Source organism: Ruegeria sp. N8 (genome assembly GCF_056531325.1).
On sequence record NZ_JBQFLQ010000007.1, the window covers coordinates 179,132 to 198,158 of the forward strand.

18 protein-coding genes and 1 tRNA gene are annotated in these 19,027 nt (G+C 56.3%); 6 read left to right on the plus strand and 13 right to left on the minus strand.

Annotated features, from left to right (window positions below):
• Nucleotides 1-68: 68 nt before the first annotated feature.
• The 10 genes from ACR0C5_RS14670 to ACR0C5_RS14715 all read right to left on the minus strand — a co-directional run bounded on the left by ACR0C5_RS14670 (nucleotide 69) and on the right by ACR0C5_RS14715 (nucleotide 8,700).
• The gene (locus ACR0C5_RS14670; protein ID WP_480877560.1) at nucleotides 69-1,340 is read right to left on the minus strand and encodes an imelysin family protein; all 1,272 of its coding nucleotides are present in this window, start codon (nucleotides 1,338-1,340) and stop codon (nucleotides 69-71) included.
• Between the two features lie 487 nt (nucleotides 1,341-1,827).
• Nucleotides 1,828-2,283: an acyl-CoA thioesterase gene (locus ACR0C5_RS14675; RefSeq protein ID WP_170790747.1), complete on the minus strand. Its 456-nt coding sequence runs from the start codon at nucleotides 2,281-2,283 to the stop codon at nucleotides 1,828-1,830.
• Nucleotides 2,284-2,406: 123 nt separating this feature from the next.
• Nucleotides 2,407-2,988: an antibiotic biosynthesis monooxygenase gene (locus ACR0C5_RS14680; RefSeq protein ID WP_480877562.1), complete on the minus strand. Its 582-nt coding sequence runs from the start codon at nucleotides 2,986-2,988 to the stop codon at nucleotides 2,407-2,409.
• A 159-nt stretch (nucleotides 2,989-3,147) separates the two neighbouring features.
• A complete protein-coding gene (locus tag ACR0C5_RS14685) occupies nucleotides 3,148-3,762 on the minus strand; it encodes a DsbA family protein (protein WP_480877564.1) in 615 nt (204 codons plus the stop codon).
• A gap of 12 nt (nucleotides 3,763-3,774) precedes the next feature.
• Entirely contained in the window at nucleotides 3,775-4,512 is a 738-nt protein-coding gene (locus tag ACR0C5_RS14690; RefSeq protein WP_480877566.1) for an SDR family oxidoreductase, read from the minus strand.
• A gap of 29 nt (nucleotides 4,513-4,541) precedes the next feature.
• Nucleotides 4,542-5,006, minus strand: a complete 465-nt coding sequence (locus ACR0C5_RS14695; protein WP_480877568.1) for a GFA family protein — start codon at nucleotides 5,004-5,006, stop codon at nucleotides 4,542-4,544.
• A gap of 36 nt (nucleotides 5,007-5,042) precedes the next feature.
• Nucleotides 5,043-6,272: an NADH:flavin oxidoreductase/NADH oxidase family protein gene (locus ACR0C5_RS14700; protein WP_170790752.1), complete on the minus strand. Its 1,230-nt coding sequence runs from the start codon at nucleotides 6,270-6,272 to the stop codon at nucleotides 5,043-5,045.
• 54 nt (nucleotides 6,273-6,326) lie between these two features.
• The gene (locus ACR0C5_RS14705; protein WP_480877570.1) at nucleotides 6,327-7,790 is read right to left on the minus strand and encodes a coniferyl aldehyde dehydrogenase; all 1,464 of its coding nucleotides are present in this window, start codon (nucleotides 7,788-7,790) and stop codon (nucleotides 6,327-6,329) included.
• A gap of 18 nt (nucleotides 7,791-7,808) precedes the next feature.
• Complete coding sequence (locus ACR0C5_RS14710; RefSeq protein WP_170786861.1) at nucleotides 7,809-8,237, minus strand: 4-oxalocrotonate tautomerase; 429 nt, start codon at nucleotides 8,235-8,237, stop codon at nucleotides 7,809-7,811.
• 13 nt (nucleotides 8,238-8,250) lie between these two features.
• Nucleotides 8,251-8,700: a hypothetical protein gene (locus tag ACR0C5_RS14715; RefSeq protein WP_170786859.1), complete on the minus strand. Its 450-nt coding sequence runs from the start codon at nucleotides 8,698-8,700 to the stop codon at nucleotides 8,251-8,253.
• Nucleotides 8,701-8,802: 102 nt separating this feature from the next.
• Here ACR0C5_RS14715 and ACR0C5_RS14720 point away from each other — a divergent pair, with 102 nt between their 5' ends.
• Nucleotides 8,803-9,846: an AraC family transcriptional regulator gene (locus ACR0C5_RS14720; protein ID WP_170786857.1), complete on the plus strand. Its 1,044-nt coding sequence runs from the start codon at nucleotides 8,803-8,805 to the stop codon at nucleotides 9,844-9,846.
• 11 nt (nucleotides 9,847-9,857) lie between these two features.
• Here ACR0C5_RS14720 and ACR0C5_RS14725 read toward each other — a convergent pair whose 3' ends face one another.
• Nucleotides 9,858-10,796, minus strand: a complete 939-nt coding sequence (locus ACR0C5_RS14725; protein WP_480877573.1) for a LysR substrate-binding domain-containing protein — start codon at nucleotides 10,794-10,796, stop codon at nucleotides 9,858-9,860.
• A gap of 108 nt (nucleotides 10,797-10,904) precedes the next feature.
• Between ACR0C5_RS14725 and ACR0C5_RS14730 the strand changes: the two genes are divergently transcribed.
• From ACR0C5_RS14730 to ACR0C5_RS14750, 5 genes are all read left to right on the plus strand, one after another.
• Nucleotides 10,905-11,621, plus strand: coding sequence for a sterol desaturase family protein (locus ACR0C5_RS14730; protein WP_170786853.1), 717 nt, complete (start codon nucleotides 10,905-10,907; stop codon nucleotides 11,619-11,621).
• A 122-nt stretch (nucleotides 11,622-11,743) separates the two neighbouring features.
• The gene (locus ACR0C5_RS14735) at nucleotides 11,744-12,646 is read left to right on the plus strand and encodes an alpha/beta hydrolase (protein ID WP_480877575.1); all 903 of its coding nucleotides are present in this window, start codon (nucleotides 11,744-11,746) and stop codon (nucleotides 12,644-12,646) included.
• Nucleotides 12,647-12,770: 124 nt separating this feature from the next.
• Nucleotides 12,771-14,393: a GMC family oxidoreductase gene (locus tag ACR0C5_RS14740; protein WP_480877577.1), complete on the plus strand. Its 1,623-nt coding sequence runs from the start codon at nucleotides 12,771-12,773 to the stop codon at nucleotides 14,391-14,393.
• Between the two features lie 48 nt (nucleotides 14,394-14,441).
• Nucleotides 14,442-16,364 (plus strand): acyl-CoA synthetase, encoded by a 1,923-nt coding sequence (locus tag ACR0C5_RS14745; protein WP_480877579.1) that lies wholly within the window; start codon nucleotides 14,442-14,444, stop codon nucleotides 16,362-16,364.
• A gap of 80 nt (nucleotides 16,365-16,444) precedes the next feature.
• On the plus strand, nucleotides 16,445-17,344 hold the full coding sequence (locus ACR0C5_RS14750) for a bile acid:sodium symporter family protein (protein WP_170786845.1): 900 nt from the start codon (nucleotides 16,445-16,447) through the stop codon (nucleotides 17,342-17,344).
• Nucleotides 17,345-17,894: 550 nt separating this feature from the next.
• On the opposite strand, the gene ACR0C5_RS14755 is transcribed toward ACR0C5_RS14750, so the two are convergent.
• Nucleotides 17,895-17,971, minus strand: a tRNA-Met gene (locus tag ACR0C5_RS14755).
• Between the two features lie 84 nt (nucleotides 17,972-18,055).
• The gene (locus ACR0C5_RS14760) at nucleotides 18,056-19,027 is read right to left on the minus strand and encodes an alpha/beta fold hydrolase (RefSeq protein ID WP_170773968.1); all 972 of its coding nucleotides are present in this window, start codon (nucleotides 19,025-19,027) and stop codon (nucleotides 18,056-18,058) included.

Here is a 19,027-nt window from a genome sequence, read left to right on the forward strand (position 1 = left end):
GGCAAACCGTCTGCCAGCCCTCAAAAACCTGCGAGGCGGCGGTGAGATGCCGCCCCACAGGTGCGGGATCACTGGAAGACTGCGTTGGGGTTGTCCAAACTGTCCGAGCCTTCAAAATCAATCTGATCCAGCTCCAGCTTGGTGACGATGCGTTCGATGGTCTTGGTCTGATCGATCAGGCCGTTCACGCCGCCCATGATCAAGGCCTCGCCACCTGCATTGCCGCGTTCCAGCATCTGGTCATAGGCGAACCCAGCCTCGGCCGTCGATTTGATCCGGCCTAGCGCTTGCATCGTGTTGGCCAGCTTCACCTTCATCTCGGCATCCAACGCCGGGTCGGTCGCGGTGATAAGGTCGGACAGCGACGCGCCCGAGATCGGAGTGCCGTCGATCCGGGTGTAGCTGCCCAGATAGACATTCTGGATGCCCAGACCGTCATAGTAGTGGCTGTTATGGGTGTTGTCCGAGAAGCAATCATGTTCCTCTTCCGGATCATTCAGCATCAGGCCGAGGCGCATCCGCTCACCGGCCTGTTCTCCATAAGACAGCGAGCCCATGCCGGTCAGAATTGCGCTGACGCCTGCGGCCTCGTTCTCGGTCAGTGCCAAGCGCGCATCACCGCCTTCAACCCATTGTGCAGCCATCCAGTCTAGATCGCTGACCAACAAATCGGTCACAGCGCGCAGATATTCTCCGCGACGGTCACAATTCCCGCCGGTGCAATCGGCGCCGGAGGCATAGTCCGTCCACGGGCGGTTTCCGGCCCCGACACCGTGGCCGTTCAGGTCCTGCCCCCAAAGCAGAAACTCGATTGCATGATAACCGGTGGCTACGTTCGCTTCGATCCCATCAGCCTCGTGCAGGGTTTCGGCCAGCAGTTCGGGGGTGATCTGGCTGGCATCGATGGTTTGGCCCGACAGGGTAAAGTTGGGGTTCGCGATGACGTTCAGCGCGGCGAACTCGTTCTCGTCCGATGGGCCGCCATAAGTGGCATCCACATAGTCGATCAGCCCTTCATCCAACGGCCACGCGTTCACTTTGCCTTCCCACTCGTCGACAATTGGGTTTCCGAACCGGTAGACCTCGGTCTGCTGATAGGGCACGCGCGCGGAAATCCACGCCGCCTTGGCCGCCGCCAACGTCGCGTCCGAAGGGTTCGCGATCAGGGCATGCACCGCCGTCTGTAGCATTTTGGCGGCGATCAGGCTGTCATCGTATTTCGCTTGGGCGATATTGGCGTAGGTGGCGAGGATGTCGGCTTTCGAGGGGGTCTCGGCCGCGGACGCATTGGTTGCAACGCACAGCGCCAGCGCGCTGGCAGCAGCATGGAATCTGGTCATGGGATCAGGTCTTTTTTGTTAATTCAGAGTGGTCGGCGCACCTGATTGGTGCTGGCTGACAAATAACTGAGTGAATTGGTCGCCTATGTCAACCTGAGTTTTTTAATCAGGTATAAATTCCACGCTGATACCCAAGACAGATGATGCACAGATACTGGTCGGTCGAACCGAACGCAGCGAGTCTGTGGTCCAAAACTGTTTGGGGAACGAGAAAGCTGAGGAGGGGCTTGAACCCCGTTGCGCGGATCATGACCGAGTTCTGGTACGGTCCGAGAGTTCGCAGGCCGCTACATCCGACATCGTCAACTTATTGGCGACGGTGAGTTTCTGGCGGGCATACCACCACAAAGCGCCACACCCAACCACACGGGACTTGTCACCCAAACGCTACCCAATCCCCAAAAGCGGACAACTATATTCCGCATTGCGAAATCAAACTTTCAAGGGGTTTTGGGTGATCCTGCGCAATGTTTGCAGCGGATCGCTGTCAGCCGCTTCGAGGGATTGTGACTTTATATCCGGTCTTGAATTCATTCGGCATACGTGTCGGACGTCCAGTTGTCAGATTGGTACACACATAGTCTGATCTGGCGCGCAATATCGTTTTGCTGTCACCCAATCGGATCATCTGAAACAGGCGACTGCAACGCAAACGCTCATCATTCACCGAGAGCCAGTTGTACACGACGATCTCATCATCCAAAAAAGCGGAGGACAGATAATCGATCTCGTGGCGCACTGCGGCCATACCGCGATTCAGGTCGAGGCAGGCTTGCTCGGTCAAACCGACATGCCGCGTATGTTCCCAAACGGTAGCATCCATCCATTTCAAATAGACAGCGTTGTTTACGTGGTGGAAGCCGTCCAGATCTCCCGCCGTGACCTTGAACCGTTTCCAGAAGGAGTTTGGATAATCTGCAAGTGAGGATATGTCTTCGTTCATTGCGCGAAATACACCATTGTGAGTCTAAAATGGAGAACGTGAAGAGGCCTTTGACGAGCCTACTCTGACAACCATAAGGAACGCCCTATTGTCCATTGATCCCTTCAAAGAACGGCAAGACATCTATTTGATTGCCTGAGTTTGGTTGCGAAACAACCACGGCTTTAGCAGCAGAGTTATGATTGGCATTATCAGATATGTCATCAACACAACCTGAATTGTGACGATGCTGAGCGTCTGTGCCCAACGTGGCCAACCAGTCATGAGAGGAACGAGGAAAACCTGAAGCGCAAAGACAAGTGCAAAGATCACAACGATCAATACAACAGCCATTTTATGGCGTGGTGGTGGAACGGCTGCAGGGATCTCGGGCATATCGAACCACACTTCGAGACCGGTCTCGCTTTTGCGATCTGCATCGCCATCGGATATCCCTTCCAGCTTGGCAATCCACTCGGATCGCTCGGGCGAGGTTTCCCAGGCGGCAGCATGTTCGTAATTATCGAAACGATAAATCATGACGTAGCGTCCGCCAGTCTTTTCGGAAGGGCGCAAAATGCTTAAACCTTGTTGCCCCTCGAAATGCGATGCAGCCTCGGCTACGCCTCGGATCCAATCCTCGAATTCGGCCTCGCGCCCCGGCACGACGCGACGTGAAACAGAGATCGTTACGGGGTTGTTGTCCGTGTCTCGGTGATGTGTCATGTGATCAGTCATTGTGAGCCAAGTTTCCTGCTATGAGGCGCGTGAACGACCTTTGATCAGCCGAAACGCAGCGCCTCTGCGGTTTTCCTAAACCAACATCAATCTGTGTAATTGCAAAGTGGACCCTCGCATCGCTGAAGATCCCTGATGTCTTGGTTTTCAAGAGCTCGAGATGCTTTCAAGCTCTCGTTCCACGAGATCCAATCGGTCCTTGCCGAAAAACATTTCTTCTCCGACAAAGAAGGTGGGGATGCCGAAGACACCACGCTCGACAGCTGCGCTGGTGTTGTTTTTCAAGCGCTCTTTGACCGCATCTTCATTGGCACGCTCCAACAGATTTTGACCGTCGAGTCCCGCATCGTTCATCGCCGAGACAAACACGTCCGGATCATCCATTTTGAGCCCCTTTTCCCACATTGCGGCCATCCCTGCCGTGATGTAGTTGCCTTGAAATCCGTCAACCTCAGCGGCTGCCGCCGCCCGCATCATAAGCAACGTGTTAACCGGGAAATGGGGGTTCATTCGAAACTTCGACAGCTTATGCCGGCGAATAAACCGTTCGAACTCCACGCGGTCGTAATCCAGCTTACCTTTGACGTCCCGGAACATGAGAAACGGAGACTGATTGCCTGTCGCTTTGAATATCCCGCCCAAAAGACAAGGAATGTAGTTGAACGACGCGCCGGTTCGGGTCTCGAAGTCATTGACCAGGCAATGGGCCAGATAGGCGTTGGGGCTGCCGAAATCGTAGATGAAGTCTACCTGAGCTGTCATGGTTCGCTCCAGTTACCAGGTTTCTTTCCAGGGACGCAGGTCCATCTCATGCGTCCAGGCCGTACGGGGTTGTTTGTGCAGCATCACATAATTCTGCGCGATATGCTCGGGGTTCAGAATACGGTCTTCCTCGCGCATCTGGTCCACATCCGGGAAATGTTCGCGGATAAAATTGCTGTCGATGGCCCCGTCGATCACCGTATGGGCGACGTGGATGTTTTTTGGCCCCAACTCGCGCGCCATGGACTGCGCCAGCGCCCTCAGCGCGTGTTTCGCGCCCGAAAAGGCCGAGAACCCGGCATTGCCACGCATACTGGCCGATGCTCCGGTGAAAATGATCGTCCCGCGTTCGCGCGGTAGCATCCGGGCGGCGACCTCGTGACCCATCAAGAACCCGGCGAAAGCGGCCATCTCCCAGACCTTGCGATAGACGCGCGGGGTGGTCTCGGTGATGCCAAAACGCACATTGGCCCCGATGTTGAAAACGGCGACCTCGATTGGGCCAACCTCCTCCTCGATCTTACCGATCAGATTGTGCATCTCGGTCTCATCCCGTGCATCAGCGGGATAGGCGCGGGCCTGATGACTCTCGTCGCGGATTGATTCCGCCAGCGCCTCAAGAGCATCGGCATGGCGGTCGCGGCGAACGACACAAGCGGTTAACCCCTCGCGGGCAAATGCCCGGGCGATAGCAGAGCCTGTGTCATCGCCAGCTCCGATTATCAAACATGCACCATTGGGGTTCTGCATCTCGTTCTCCTCAGTAGCTCAACATCCGGTCAGCCGTGACCGCGAAACAAACCGCGCAGCAGATGGATCGTAAATCGAGTCTGGCTGGGCAGATAGCCGCTGGATTTCGGCAGATCGTCCTGCGCTTCACGGACCCGGTGATTGTAAAAGATGTGGAAATCGGGTGAAGGTAGGTCTGCCTGTTCGACGATCCGGGCCGAGGGCACCAAAATCAGTTTTGGAAACAGCGGCACGTTCAATTTTTCCAGTGCCGGGTTGCCGCATGCTGTGCATCTGCCACGCGCCAGCAAAGGCGGCTGCTTCAGGCTTTCGTATACAATTTCACCACACCCGGCCTGGTCCACGTCCGCAGCACGAAACAGCAGGATATCGCCATATTCGGCATCGTTGAACCGCTGGCAAATGGTGCAGTGACAGATCGCCCTAAACAGCGGGCGACCTTGTGTTTTGAAGTGAACCTGCCCGCAGCTACAGGTGCCGTTGGAATGTGTCATCTAACTCTTCCTTGTTGCGGGCAGGGTTCCGTGAGATCAGGCGCGGACCTTTTTGACCGCTTTGCCGTTTTTCCAGAACCGGTACATCACGCGCAGCGCCGGCCAGACACCGTCCGCTTTGGTCTGCACCTTCTTACCTTGCGAGATGCGTTCGATCTGCATGGTGTACCAGCTGATCTCCATGATCGCCATTGCGTCGATCTTCTTCAGACCCGAACGGATGGGCGCAACATGCGATACGTGCTTGGGGTTTTGCAGAACATGAGTGCCGAACTTGGGATCGACGGCGAAGGGACGGGCCACACCGGCCATATCCAGAGCGCCGGTTGCCAGAGCTTCGCTCATGCCCTCGGACGAGCGGAAACCGCCGGTCACGACCAGAGGGGTCGAGATCTGGCTTTTGACCTTTTCGGCATATTCCAGGAAATATGCCTCGCGCTTGAGGGTGCTCTCCTTTTTGACTTCCTGCTTGCCCTTGCGGTTAACCGGGTTTTCCCAGCTGCCGCCCGAGATTTCGATCAGGTCGATGCCCAGACCGTCCAGACGCTTGGCCACTTCGATCGAGTCTTCCTCGGTGAAACCGCCCTTTTGGAAGTCGGACGAGTTGATCTTGATGCCAACGTTGAAACCGGGGCCGGTACGGGCGCGGACGCGTTTGTAGACCTCTTCGACAAAGCGGAAGCGGTTGTCAAAACTACCGCCCCATTTGTCTTCGCGGCGGTTGTGATGCGGCGACAGGAACTGGCCGATCAGATAGCCATGCGCGCCGTGCAGCTGAACGCCGGTGAAACCTGCCTCTTCCAGACGGGCGGCGGCTTCGGCGAACCGGTCGATGATGTCCTCGATCTCGGAATCGGACAGCTCGCGCGGGGGGGCGAACATCTCATTCGGGATTGGCACGACCGAAGGTGCAACCGGTGCGTCGTTGACCATTTTGGGCGACTGCTTGCCCGGGTGGTTCAGCTGCGGCCAGATATGGGTGTTGGTCGCCTTGCCGGTGGCCGCCCATTTGCGCAGCAGGTCCATGTTGCTGTCCAGCAGCGCATCCACGACCAGCGGTTCGTTCATGTGCTTGCCGTCAACCATCATGTTGCCGGTGATCAGCAGGCTCGCGCCGCTATGGGCCCATGCCTCGTACAGCGAGACGTGGGCAGGTGTGACTTTACCGTCCGGAGTGGCCAGAGCTTCGTTCATCGAAGCTTTGCAGATCCGGTTGCGCAGAACCGTTCCCGATTTCAGCGTCAGGGAATCCCCAAGCGTTGCCATTTCTGTGTTTCCTTGATTCGTCGTTTCGATTTTCTGAGCAGCAACCATTGGTCTTTACTCCTGAATATTGCGGCGCCGGAAGCGCATCGCCTGAAGCTTTTTTAGGCTGTTGAACATGAAGTTGTCCCAGGGTGGGGCAACAAAAGCGGTGGCGTTGATGCGGCCCTTGCGAACCACGCCCTTGGCCTTCGAAAAATTGCGGAAGCCTTCTTCGCCGTGGTAGTGTCCCATGCCCGACGGACCGATGCCGCCGAACGGGATGTCGTCGGCCATCACATGAGACATGGTGTCGTTGATGCAGACACCACCCGCATGGGTGCGGGCCAGAATGTCATTGGCGCGGCTCTTATCCCAATCGAAGTAGTAGAAGGCCAGCGGACGCGGGCGGTCATTGACGTAAGCCACAGCTTCATCAATCGAGTCGTAGGGGATCACCGGCAGGATCGGGCCAAATATCTCTTCGCGCAGCACCAGCATCTCGTCAGTCGCGCCCAGGATCAGGGTCATCGGCATCTTGCGCGTGTCGTTGAAATGCTCACCCTTGGGGTTGATGGTGATCAGCTCGGCACCTTTTGCCTCGGCGTCTTTCAGATAGCCTTCCAGGCGGGTCTTCTGACGGTCGGTGATGATCGCCGTATAGTCCTGATTGTCGCGCAGGGTCGGGTAGGCTTTGCTCATCGAATCCGCAAACGCGGTGCAAAAGGCGTTCACCTTGTCGCGCGGGCACAGGATGTAATCGGGCGACACGCAGACCTGACCGGCATTGATGCCTTTGCCGAATGCAATCCGGCTGGCGGCTTCATCAATCGGGAAGTCCTTGTGGATGATGACCGGCGATTTGCCACCCAGCTCCAGCGTAACCGGCGTCAGGTTGTCGGCAGCGGCCTTCATCACGATCTTGCCGACCTGAGTCGAACCGGTGAACACCAGATGGTCGAACGGCAACTTGGTGAACTCAGTCGCGACCTCGACACCACCGGTGACAACGGTTACTTCGTCCTCAGAGAAGATATCTGCGATGATTTCTTTCAGCAGATCGCCCGAGGCCGGTGCGAATTCCGACGATTTCAGCATCGCGCGGTTGCCCGCGGCCAGGGCGCCTACCAGCGGCGACAGGGCCAGGAAGATCGGGAAGTTCCACGGCACCACGATGCCAACCACGCCCACGGGCTGATATTGCACCTGAATGCTGGCAGGCATCAGGGTCAGCGGCGCGTGGCGGCGCTGCGGTTTCATGAACTTGCGCAGGCGCTTGCGGTAAAAGGCGATACCGTCCAGCAGCGGCATGATCTCGGCCAGTTCGGTTTCAGCCGCCGAGCGGTTCGAGAAATCCTTGCTGACCGCCGCGATGATGCGCGCCTTGTTGTCGATCAGCGCGTTGTGCAGCTTGTCCAGACGCCGCACCCGAGCCGCCCGGTCGGGCATGGGATCGGCCAGATAGGCCTTTTTCTGAGCCAGAAGCAGAGCCTCGAGATCAGGCGTTTCCGATTTAACGGGTGTCAGGTGCGGTGCGGACATTGTTAAACCCTCCTGGATTTAAATGTAATCAGTTACGGGGCCAATCCCCATTGCGGCATGGGTGGCGTTCTTGCGCTCAAGCCAGTCGGCTTCGTCGCCTGGGAAGGGCAGAACCATACCGCCTTCGACCACCCAGTTAGATTCGATGCCGATCAGCGTGACCAGCACCTTGCTTTTTTCCAGCTGGGCCGCCTCGGAGATACGCGTGTGCATCTGCTCGTTCAGTTTTTCATAGAGACCAGCGGTCCGGTCTCCGCCCATGCGGACGTTGCCGTTCACGCCCAAAACAGTTCCGCGTCGCATGCCGTAGCCGGTCATGAAAACGACGTTCACGAACTCGGACGGCGCGCCAGTTAGGCCGCAATGCACATCGGTGATGACCTGCGCGATGTCAAATCGGATCTGCTCGGGGAAAGGTTTCTTGGATGCAAGAGTATAGAGCGGCATATCAATTCCTCTCCTATTGATTGAATTGCGTGATCAGCACGCCGTGGCGCATTTTTGAGATCATCGCGCGCGAAAACAGCTTGAACAGATAGGTAAAGCGTCCCCAAGGCGACAAGCGTGTCAGGTTGCCTTTCAGAATGTCGCCATAACGGGACTGGTCGAATGCACCCACAGACACCTGATCCGGGTGCTGACCGGTGATTTTGCGCCAGCATCTATCGACCTCCAGCATGAAGGCTTCGCGGCGTTGCGTTTCAAACCCGTCCGGCACTTCCATCGAGACAGTCGACGAGCGTGACCAACGGCGATCTGTGATCGTGTGCTGTTTGGCAGCGACGTTCCAGATGATCGTCAGTTTGTCGTCGCATACGTGCTCGACATAAAGCTTGCGCACGACTTCCTCGAGCGCTTTGATCTGCTCGAGTGAGATCTGACCTTCCTGAATGGCAATGAGTGATCGCATAACATCCTCCTGCCCGGTAATTTCGGTTTTTGTGGATCAATTTTCGATGATGGCAGCGGACATCTTTTTGACATTATCGGCCACAGTGTTTAGGTTCAAAACATGCAAAACGCGTCCCTGAAACGATCACCGGGCAGCATCCGCATCCTGTGCGAGGAAGCAGCAAAATATGGTGTAACTCCCGAACAATGCCTGGAGGATACCGGGCTGGTCACTTTCGATCTCTACCAGAACGAGGCGACTGTGACGCTTGGGCAAGAAGTTGCGGCGATAGAAAATTTCATCAAGTACGCGCCTGACCGCCCTGGAATGGGAATTGAAATTGGTCGCCGCTACAGACCCGAAGTCTTTGGCATTTGGGGATATGCTATTTTGAGCAGCCCAACTCTTCGTGCTGGACTAAAAACGGCTATAGATTTCGCGAACCTGTCGTTCGTGATCGCCCGATTGCGTCTAAACGAGCTCGAAGATCCACCTGCCCTAAATTTGGATATCAGCGGTCTGCCAAAGGCAGTCGAGAGTTTTGTGCTGGAAAGGCACCTGACGGTTGTTAGCAACTTCACCTCGCAGTTTCTGCCCAGGTTTTCTATGTCGCGCGTGGTCTTTGAAACCACGCTGGATAATCCGGCGGTCGCGTCCGCAATAAAAACTGAACTCGGAATCAGCGTCACGCTGAGTTGTCGGAGAAACTCGATCATCCTCCCCCAAAAGCTTCTTGATATGCCCTTGCCGCAGCACAACCCAGCAACGATGGAGAATTGCCTGAGGCAATGCCGAAGCCTACTAAACCTGGAAAACTCCGATATTCCGGAAATGACGGCGCAAGTCCGCGAAGCCACTTTGTTGGAAATCAACAACGATCCAACAATCGTTTCAATCGCTTCAAAGCTAGGGACAAGTGAACGCACGTTGCGCCGTCGTCTTGCCAAGGAGGGGACAAGTTTCAGAAAGATCCAGACAGAGGCGAAACTGGCAATTGGGCATGAGTTGCTGAGCACGGCCGGCCTGGATGTTTCAACCGTCGCTTGGAGAACCGGCTATTCGGAGCCATCCAGCTTCGTAAGAGCCTTTACCAAAAAATACGGCTACTCGCCCGGCAGTTTGAAACATTCATCCCGATATGGAGACAACAAACTGACGTGCTAACAGTGGCAACGTCAATTGTTGGTTTCTGCAAGCGTTGCCGCTGATCGCGCCAGTAAGTCTACAAGCCACCCGTGACCCGGATCAGTGTTTCGGCTTTTGTGCCAGTATAGGCACACCTCGATTTCTGGATAGTCGAACGGAAGGTTGTGCGAAACCAGCGAACCGACGTCGACCAAGGGTCGGGCCAAACGGGTGGGGACTACAGCAATAAGGTCGGTTGCGGCAACGACTTCAGGGATGGAAACAAAACTCGACATTTGCAGAGCGATATTGCGAGCCGGAAGCGAGTTTCCCAACAAAAACTCCAAAGGGGTAGTTCGTCGACTGTTCTGGCTGCGAACAATACCAAACCTTCGCACCAGCGAAACATGTGCCAGCGTTTGAAACTCTTCCAGCGACACTCCTGTTTTTGCGCATGGATGATCGGCGGCACTGATAAGCGTAAGCGACTCACGCAATATCAGCAGCGAGTCAAAGTGGTCTTCCGGCATAGGCGTGTAGTCAACCGCGTATCCCAATCTTCCATCCTTGAGACGCACAGGAATTTCATCCAGGTAATCTGGATGTACCCTCCACTTTAGATTTGGCGCCTGCTTTCGGGCTTCCCTCATCAATACGGGCCCCCAGATGTGTTCGACTGCATGATTCATCGAGACATCGATGGTTCGGGAAAACGTCTCTGCAGAAAACTCCTGGTCTTCGAAACTGCTTCTGATCTGTACGAGCGCAGGGGCAACCTTGGCATGCAGATCAAGTGCGCGTTGCGTCGGCTTTAGACCTCGACCGGTGCGTACAAACAACTCGTCATCGAATCCCTGTCTCAGTCGTTTGAGCGCGTTGCTGACAGCAGGTTGACTCATGTTCAGACGCTCTGCTGCCTTGGACAAGTGCTGTTCTCGCATCAAAATATCGAAGACTGGAAGCAGATTCAGGTCGTGATTTCTTAGCATTAGCTTAGTTATTTCCCAGAGTGATAATATCCTTAAGTAATATAAATTAGAAGCTATATCAAATCTGCATATTCTGACTGGCAACTTTTGGTTAGGGAGGACCCAGTTATGAATGATGAAGCAAGAGAGAAGTTTCGAGCCAAGTACCGCGCAGGGGTAAGCCCAAACTACAGCGGTCTGCTGCACCTGTCTGTCGTTGTGATCGGCGCAGGATCTTTGATCTGGTGGGGTACGACCAAACTGGTGGATTTTAAGCTCTACCAACTTTGGTTCGTTGTCGCGACCTATGTCGCCTATAATCTGGGTGAGTGGGCATCTCATAACTATTGGGGGCATCACAAAACAAAGCTTTTCAAGCTGTTTTATCAGCGTCACACAGGCGACCATCACACCTTTTTCGTGGATACGGACATGGAATATCAGATGGTCCTGGATTGGCGCGTCGTGATCTTCCCGATCTATCTGCTCGTTCTGACCACGGTGGCAATTTCAATCCCCGGAGGTCTGGTGTCCTACTTCCTCTTTGGGGGTAACTACGGCTATCTGTTCTTCATCACGATGACCTCTTGCTATCTGCTGTATGAAGTCCTGCATTTTAGCTACCACCTGCAGCGTGGTTCGGTCACTGAACGCATTTTCCGACTTATCCCCGGCTGGACGTACCTGCGTTTGTTTCACACTGTGCATCACAATCGCGACGTGATGGTTGAGGGCAACTTCAACATCACTCTGCCCTTGTTCGATTGGATTTTCGGCACGCTCTATTTCGACGCAAATGACCAGCAGAAACCATCGGATAGTGGTGCGAACCCGCAGCCTCAGTAACCGAGCAGTCGCAGTTTAAGGCGGCGGGGAATTGCCCGTCGCCTAAGTATTTCTGAGCGTTTGAAAATTCAGGATCTCCTATGCCTAAATCAGACCCGCGCCCTTTTGGTCAACGGGTGGCCATGTGGCTCATCAAAAGTCCAACGGGGCTCAAAATCTCAACCCGCGGCAGAAAGAAAGCAGCGGAAAAACAGCTTGAAAACGCGGTCAACGAAACGGTCATGATTCCGCGCCGGGATGGAACCGTTGAAGTTCGTGTACGTATCTACAAGCCCACCAATTGCAAGGGTCCGCTGCCCATTGTGGTGTTCTTCCATGGTGGTGGATACGCGACAGGCTGGCCGGAACGCCATCATGCATTATTTCAACGCCTGATGGCGTCGCGCCCCTGCATCATCGTAGCACCGGCATTCCGGCTATCGGTTGAGGCACCTTACCCAGCAGGGCACGACGATTGCTATGATACGCTGCTCTGGGTGCGTGATCATGCCAAGCAATTGGGCGGCGATGCGGACAAGCTCATCCTGGCCGGGAACAGTTCGGGCGGTGGGCTGGTCCTGTCGACGGCATTGCGCGCGCGGGATTCCGGAGACGCAAAGATCGCGTTCATGATGCCTTTTTATCCAATGATCGACGACCGCGCATCCAACTGGACAAAGCTGCCAAAGAACAAGATCACTTGGACACGCGAACACGGGGTGCTCGCCTGGCATTTGTTGCTGCGAGAACTACGAACGCAAAAGCGCTACGATATCTCGCCCTACGCTGTTCCGGCGCGCGCCAAAGATGTGTCCGGTCTGCCACCTAGCCTTGGTTACGTGGGTGATCTGGACATCTTGCAGGCCGAAGCCGAGGAGATGGCCGATCGCATGAAGCGAGCGGCTTGCAGCGTAACTTTCCGCACATTCCACGGTGTTTTTCACGCCATGGAAGACAGCGCTCCGCAAACGCCCCAAGCTCTAGAACTCAACGATTGGGTTTCCACTGAATTCGCTCGCATGGTGGATAGCTACTGCTCGGAATAACCAGCAAATCAAACGCCGATTGTTCATCAGGGCGCATCTTTGGCCGAAAGTGTCAAACAATTGACCGATGCGACGCTATTGCGAAGCGAGCCCTTTGGCCATTTTGGTGACAGGGAGGAATGCGATGCAGTTTGACTACGTGATTGTTGGTGGGGGATCAGCAGGGTGTGTGCTGGCCAACCGTCTGTCGGAAGATCCGAATGTAAGTGTGTGCCTGCTTGAGGCGGGCGGCGGCAACGGAGACAGCATATTGGTTCGCATGCCGGCCGCTGTTGTGGCCATGCTTCCGGGTAAGCCATTCAAGATCAACAACTGGACTTTTGAAACCGTCGAGCAGCCGGGGCTGAATGGCCGTAAGGGGTATCAGCCGCGCGGTAAGGTTCTGGGCGGGTCCAGCGCGATCAACGCCATGTTGTACGTGCGCGGTCAGCGCGAGGATTATGACGAATGGGCGAATCTGGGCTGCGAAGGCTGGGATTGGGACAGTGTTCTTCCCTATTTCAAACGATCAGAAAATAACGAGCGTGGCGGCGACGACATGCATGGTGGGGCTGGTCCGCTGCAGGTTTCGGACCAGAAAGAACCTCGCCCGGTGACGCGGGACTTTATCGAAGCCGCTAAGCAATTGCAGATTCGCGAGCGCGAGGACTTCAACACCGGCGACAATGAGGGCGTTGGCTATTATCAGGTCACGCAGTTCCACGACAAAGCCAAGAATGGCGAGCGGTGCTCGGCCGCGGCGGCCTATCTGTTCCCGGTCATGGACAGGCCGAACCTGACTGTGATCACCAAGGCGCATGCCAAAGGTCTGACCTTTGACGGCAAACGCGCGACAGGTGTGGTTTACAAGGAAAATGGCAAGGGCCGCGATATCGAGGTCAAAGCCACGCGCGAGGTCTTGCTGTGCAGCGGTGCGCTGAAGACACCTCAGTTGCTGCAACTGTCCGGCGTTGGTGACCCGGCAGATCTTGAAAAGCACGGGATCGAGGTGCGACACAACCTTCTCGGTGTGGGCAAAAACCTGCAGGATCACATGGACTTCACGCTGGCCTACAAATCGGCTGATACCGACAATTTCGGCATTGGCCTTTTGGGCGGCATGAAGCTGATGGGTCACATAAACCGCTGGCGCAAAACCGGCGTGTCGATGGCAGCCACCTGCTTTGCAGAAGGCGCGGCTTTTCTGAAAACCTCGCCTGATCTGGATCGCCCCGACGTGCAGCTTCATTTCACAATTGCGCTGGTCGATGATCACTCGCGCAAGCTGCACTATGGCTACGGCTTCAGCTGCCATGTCTGCAAACTGCGCCCCGAAAGCCGGGGCTCGGTCACGCTGAACAGCGCCGATCCTTTCGCCATGCCCGCCATTGATCCGGCCTTTTTGGCCGATGACCGTGATCTCGAAACGATGATCAAAGGTGCGAAACTGACGCGCGAGATTCTTGAGGCTCCGGCGCTGGCGAAATACCGCAAGAAAGAGATGTTCGGCACCGAAAACGCAAAGACAGACGCGGATTGGGAACAGCACATCCGATCGCGCGCAGACACGATCTATCACCCGGTTGGCACCTGCAAAATGGGCACCGATGACATGGCCGTGGTTGATCCGCAGCTGCGGGTACGTGGGCTTGAGGGGCTGCGCGTAGTCGATGCGTCGATCATGCCGAACCTGATCTCGGGCAATACCAATGCGCCCACCATGATGATCGCCGAAAAAGCCGCCGACATGATTAAGGCTGCAAGCTAACGCAAAACTGCGCGCCGATCGCGGTGCGCAGGAACAAGAGGAAAGAAGATGAGCACCAACGTTGTTCTGAAAAACATGGATGAGATTCTGGCGTTCGAACAGACACCTCTGCAGGATCGCACTCTGCCGCAGACCACCTATGAGGCGCTGCAAAAAGGGGCGGCCATCAACCCTGACGCGCCTGCGCTCAGTTTTTTCCTGAGCGCGGCCGCGATGCGCACGCCCTATACGCTGACCCACGGGCAGCTGCTGGCGCGTATCACTCAAACCGCCAACGCGCTGCGTCGGATGGGTTTGGGTCGTGACGATGTGGCGGCATTTATCCTGCCCAACATGCCCGAGACGCATTTCGCCATCTGGGGTGGCAGTGCGGCTGGTGGCATTCTGGCGATCAACCCGTTGATGGAAGCCGATCAGATGGCCGATCTGCTGAAAGGCGCGGGCGTCAAGATTCTGATCACGCTGGAGCAAACACCGGGCGTCGATATCTGGGAAAAAGCCAGCGCTGCGGCCAAGGATGTGCCCTCGCTGGAGCATATCCTGCTGGTCAACTTCGCCACCTATATGAAAGGCGATGGCGTGTGGCCCGATACACTGCCGCTGCCGCCCGTCTCGACCACCATCGAAGGCCGCGACGATGTCACCCTGACCCGTCTGCTGGACGAGATCGCAGGTGAAAATGCCGATGGTCTGGATTTCGAAGGCCCCGGACCCGATGACACCTCGACCATGCTGTGTACCGGTGGCACCACCGGCCTGCCCAAGATCGTGCGCCGGACCCATTTCGGCGAGGTTTATAACTCGTGGTGCCCCAGCCTGTACGTTGGTGCCGAGAATGTTGGCCCCGGCACCGCTGCGCTGTGTGGTCTGCCGCTGTTTCACACCAACGCTATGCTGGTGACAGGTCTGTTGCCCTGGATGCATGGCGGCCACGTCGTTCTGGCCTCTCCCTCAGGCTATCGCGGCGATGGTGTGATCGCCGGGTTCTGGGACATGGTCGAACATTACGGCATCAGCTCCTATTCTGGCGTGCCGACCATCTATGGCGCTCTGCTGCAAGTGCCACATAAGGACAAAGACCTCAGTTCGTTGCGCTTTGGGGCCTGTGGTGCCGCACCGATGCCGGTCGAATTGTTCAACACCTTCGTCAATGAAACCGGCGTCAAGATCATTGAAGCCTATGGCATGACCGAGGGCGTTCTGGCCTCGTCCATGAACCCGATCATCACGGACAATCCGCGTATCGGCTCGATCGGTCTGCGCTTCCCTTATCAGGACATGAAGATCGGCATCCTGAACGACAATGACGAATTCGTTCGCTGGGCCGATGTGGATGAGGCCGGGGTGATCTTTATCACCGGACCGAACGTGTTTGACGGCTATCTGATCGAAAGCCAGAACAAAGGCATCTGGCTGGAGCAGGACGGCAAACGTTGGTTCAACACCGGCGATCTGGCCCGCTGCGATGCCGAAGGGTATTTCTGGATGACCGGCCGCAAGAAAGAGCTGATCATCCGCGGCGGCCACAATATCGACCCCAAGATCGTCGAAGAGACGATGCACAAGCACCCTGCAGTGGCCATGGCTGCCGTAATCGGCCGTCCCGACGCCAAGGTGGGAGAGGTTCCAGTGATGTACTTCCAGAAGTCCGCGGGTATCGATGTGGATGTGTCCGATCTTGCCGCCTTTGCGCAAGAGCATGTCTCGGAACGTGCGGCGGTGCCGAAAGACTTTATCAGCCTCGACGCCCTGCCAGTGACTGCTGTTGGTAAAATCCACAAGGTCACGCTGAACATGATGGAAATCGAACGCACCATCCGTGAACTGGCGGGTCAACACGCAGCCGAAATCGGATCACTTGAGGTGGTGCAGGATTCGAGCCGCGGCATTGTTGCAAAACTGGCCCTTTCCAGCGGTGAAGACGCCATGCGTCACGCTTTGGGGCAGTTCACTTTCACCGTGGACATGTAAACCACTCACCCAACGGGTCCGTTTTAGCGTCGTGGGAGGCGAAACAGGCGGGCCCGTTTTCCTAAAGAGGGAGGAAAACAATGGATTTCGCAATCAACGTGGTGGTGCCTGCGGCGCAGGCTTTCATCATGTTCTCACTGGGGCTTGGTCTTGAGATCGACGACTTCCGCCGTGTGTTCCGTCGCCGCACCGCCTTCGCCATCGGTGCCATTTCACAAATCGTCCTGCTGCCAATCGCGGCGTTTTGCGTCATCATGGCGTTCAGCCTGCCGCCTGTCATGGCCGCTGGTCTGATGTTGCTCAGCTTCTGCCCCGGCGGCGTCAGCAGCAACGTGATCACCAAGCTTTCACGCGGCGATCTGGCCCTGTCGGTGTCGATGACCGCTGTCACCAGCGTTATGGCCTTCCTTACCGTACCGCCGCTGGCCACCTGGTCGGTGCTGTATTTCATGGGGGAAAGCGCGCCTGACTTCTCGTTCTTCGAGATCGCGATCTTTACCTTCCTGGTGACAACGCTGCCTGTTCTGACCGGTATCATCGTGCGCCACTTCTTCAACGGTTTGGCCCGTCGCCTTGAAAACCCCCTGCAGAACGTCGCCGTCATCTTCTGGGCCGTTCTAATTCTGGCGCTGTTCGCAGCCAACCGCGAACTGATCATCACCTACATGCCGACGCTGGGCTATTCGACCATGACGCTGCCGCTGGTGCTGATGTTGCTTGGTCTGGCGTTTGGTAAAATCCTTGGCCTCAGCAAGACCGAAGGCAAAACGGTTGGCATTGAAACCAGCGTTCAGAACTCGCCCTTGGGCATTACGCTGGCGATTGTGATCACCGGCACCAGCACATCGCTGAGTGACGTGCCGATGGCGCTGCCATCCGCGCTGTATTCGATCACAATGTACCTCGTAGTTTTGCCGTTCATGTTCTACTTCCGCTGGAGAAGTCGCGGAGATGTACGTCAAAGCGTGGCTGCAGAGTAAGCCTCTGACCAAATATCAGAGTATGCACACGCAAATTCTGATCACGCAAACCTGCCCCTTTTGGGCAGGTTTTTTTTGACGCTGCCTTTCCAATGGGCGAGCTTTCAACGAGTGTTTTCTGCGGCTTGGATCGAGAAGTAATTGCCAGGCTGAGGTGCCCGGGAGTTCTGATATGAGAACAGCAAACACTGAAATGTTCGGCAGCGGACGTCCCGTCATTCAGGGCGGATTGCACCATGTAGGGTTGGCTGAATTGATTGCTGCTGTGTCGAACGCGAGTCGGTGGGCACAATCACTGGTCTAGCCTAGCAGGTGCCCGCCGACCGCGCCAATGAACTCGCAAGGTGCAAGGACATGACTGGCAAACAAATCGCGGTTAACTCCAAAAAAGCGCTCGCTGCGAAATACAGAACGCGTTCCGCCTGACGCAATGGTTTCGCGGGTCCTGGTCACAGAGAAAAGAAACGCGGTCCAGTTCGCCAACATCATCGATGCTGTCATTGGCGTGTAAGCGCCTTCATTCCAAACAGAGAATCTAGAGTGGGGGGTGTGGTAGCGGAGGAGGGACTTGAACCCCCGACACGCGGATTATGATTCCGCTGCTCTAACCAACTGAGCTACTCCGCCATGGGTGAGAGGCGATTTAAGGGAGGGGCCCGAGAGGGTCAAGAGGGAAATCTCCCTGAAACCGGATTCTTTTTGTGCCGGGCCTCAACCGGTTTCGGATGCGGATTGGTTCGGGTTGACAGCGCCTTCTGCGATGCTGCGGATAAAGGTGGCGCATGCGTCGGGCGCGGTGATCAGGATCATGTGGCCCAACCCTTCGATCTGTTCGTTGGTCAGACCATATTGCGTCATCGGCGCGCCGTGGGCAGTGGGGGACAGGATGGCGTCCTGTGCGCCGTATAGAATGCCTCCGGGTACTTTGAGGTCTGGATAGCGGGCCACTTGTGCCTCAAGGCTATCGTCTATGCCGACAACGTCCTGAGAGGCGGTGATGAAGGCTGATGGTCGCAGACCCAATGCGCCGCCGGCGCGGTCCAGGAAATCATCCGGTGCCGGTTCGGGGTCGAAGACAGCGCTGAGAGCATGAGGGGCGGTCTTGGCGGCCATGGGGACGGCAATCGTATTACCGATGAAATTGCGCAACCATTCGGTCCGAATTTCGAGCGGTTTGAACACGGGCGGCGGGCCGGGCATCACCTGCGTCAGCGGAGCCAGAAGCGCCAGTGCCTTGACCTTTTCAGGGTAATCCAGCGCCATCGCCAGAGAAACCGCGCCGCCCAGCGAATGGCCGACCAGAACCGGGTCGGACACGCCCTTGATATCCAGAAACTCCTGGATCATGCGGCCCTGTTCGGGCAGGCGCCCCAGATCGGCGGACTCGCGGGTTGAATACCCGCATCCGGGCCGATCGACAGCGATGACATGGTAGTCATCCGCGAGCATATCCACCAACGCATAAGTATAGTGCTGAAGCTGCCCGGTGAGGCCGTGGATCAGGACAAGGCTCTGATTGGATGGATCGCCTTTTTCGACATAGTGGATGCTGCCGCCGCGCACAGGTTGGATCTGCCCCAGTTGCGGGACACGTCTGCTGCCGTCCCGGGTCAGCTTACGGGTCCACAGGTTCATCGCGCCAAAAAATACAGCAACGAAAAGAACGATAATCAGAAAGGTCAT

Excerpts from the sequence above, each read along its gene's own strand:
- ACR0C5_RS14670 (WP_480877560.1), bottom strand. The coding sequence starts at position 1,340 with ATGACCAGATTCCATGCTGCTGCCAGCGCGCTGGCGCTGTGCGTTGCA.
- ACR0C5_RS14675 (WP_170790747.1), bottom strand. The coding sequence starts at position 2,283 with ATGAACGAAGACATATCCTCACTTGCAGATTATCCAAACTCCTTCTGG.
- ACR0C5_RS14680 (WP_480877562.1), bottom strand. The coding sequence starts at position 2,988 with ATGACACATCACCGAGACACGGACAACAACCCCGTAACGATCTCTGTT.
- ACR0C5_RS14685 (WP_480877564.1), bottom strand. The coding sequence starts at position 3,762 with ATGACAGCTCAGGTAGACTTCATCTACGATTTCGGCAGCCCCAACGCC.
- ACR0C5_RS14690 (WP_480877566.1), bottom strand. The coding sequence starts at position 4,512 with ATGCAGAACCCCAATGGTGCATGTTTGATAATCGGAGCTGGCGATGAC.
- ACR0C5_RS14695 (WP_480877568.1), bottom strand. The coding sequence starts at position 5,006 with ATGACACATTCCAACGGCACCTGTAGCTGCGGGCAGGTTCACTTCAAA.
- ACR0C5_RS14700 (WP_170790752.1), bottom strand. The coding sequence starts at position 6,272 with ATGGCAACGCTTGGGGATTCCCTGACGCTGAAATCGGGAACGGTTCTG.
- ACR0C5_RS14705 (WP_480877570.1), bottom strand. The coding sequence starts at position 7,790 with ATGTCCGCACCGCACCTGACACCCGTTAAATCGGAAACGCCTGATCTC.
- ACR0C5_RS14710 (WP_170786861.1), bottom strand. The coding sequence starts at position 8,237 with ATGCCGCTCTATACTCTTGCATCCAAGAAACCTTTCCCCGAGCAGATC.
- ACR0C5_RS14715 (WP_170786859.1), bottom strand. The coding sequence starts at position 8,700 with ATGCGATCACTCATTGCCATTCAGGAAGGTCAGATCTCACTCGAGCAG.
- ACR0C5_RS14720 (WP_170786857.1), top strand. The coding sequence starts at position 8,803 with ATGCAAAACGCGTCCCTGAAACGATCACCGGGCAGCATCCGCATCCTG.
- ACR0C5_RS14725 (WP_480877573.1), bottom strand. The coding sequence starts at position 10,796 with ATGCTAAGAAATCACGACCTGAATCTGCTTCCAGTCTTCGATATTTTG.
- ACR0C5_RS14730 (WP_170786853.1), top strand. The coding sequence starts at position 10,905 with ATGAATGATGAAGCAAGAGAGAAGTTTCGAGCCAAGTACCGCGCAGGG.
- ACR0C5_RS14735 (WP_480877575.1), top strand. The coding sequence starts at position 11,744 with ATGTGGCTCATCAAAAGTCCAACGGGGCTCAAAATCTCAACCCGCGGC.
- ACR0C5_RS14740 (WP_480877577.1), top strand. The coding sequence starts at position 12,771 with ATGCAGTTTGACTACGTGATTGTTGGTGGGGGATCAGCAGGGTGTGTG.
- ACR0C5_RS14745 (WP_480877579.1), top strand. The coding sequence starts at position 14,442 with ATGAGCACCAACGTTGTTCTGAAAAACATGGATGAGATTCTGGCGTTC.
- ACR0C5_RS14750 (WP_170786845.1), top strand. The coding sequence starts at position 16,445 with ATGGATTTCGCAATCAACGTGGTGGTGCCTGCGGCGCAGGCTTTCATC.
- ACR0C5_RS14760 (WP_170773968.1), bottom strand. The coding sequence starts at position 19,027 with ATGACCTTTCTGATTATCGTTCTTTTCGTTGCTGTATTTTTTGGCGCG.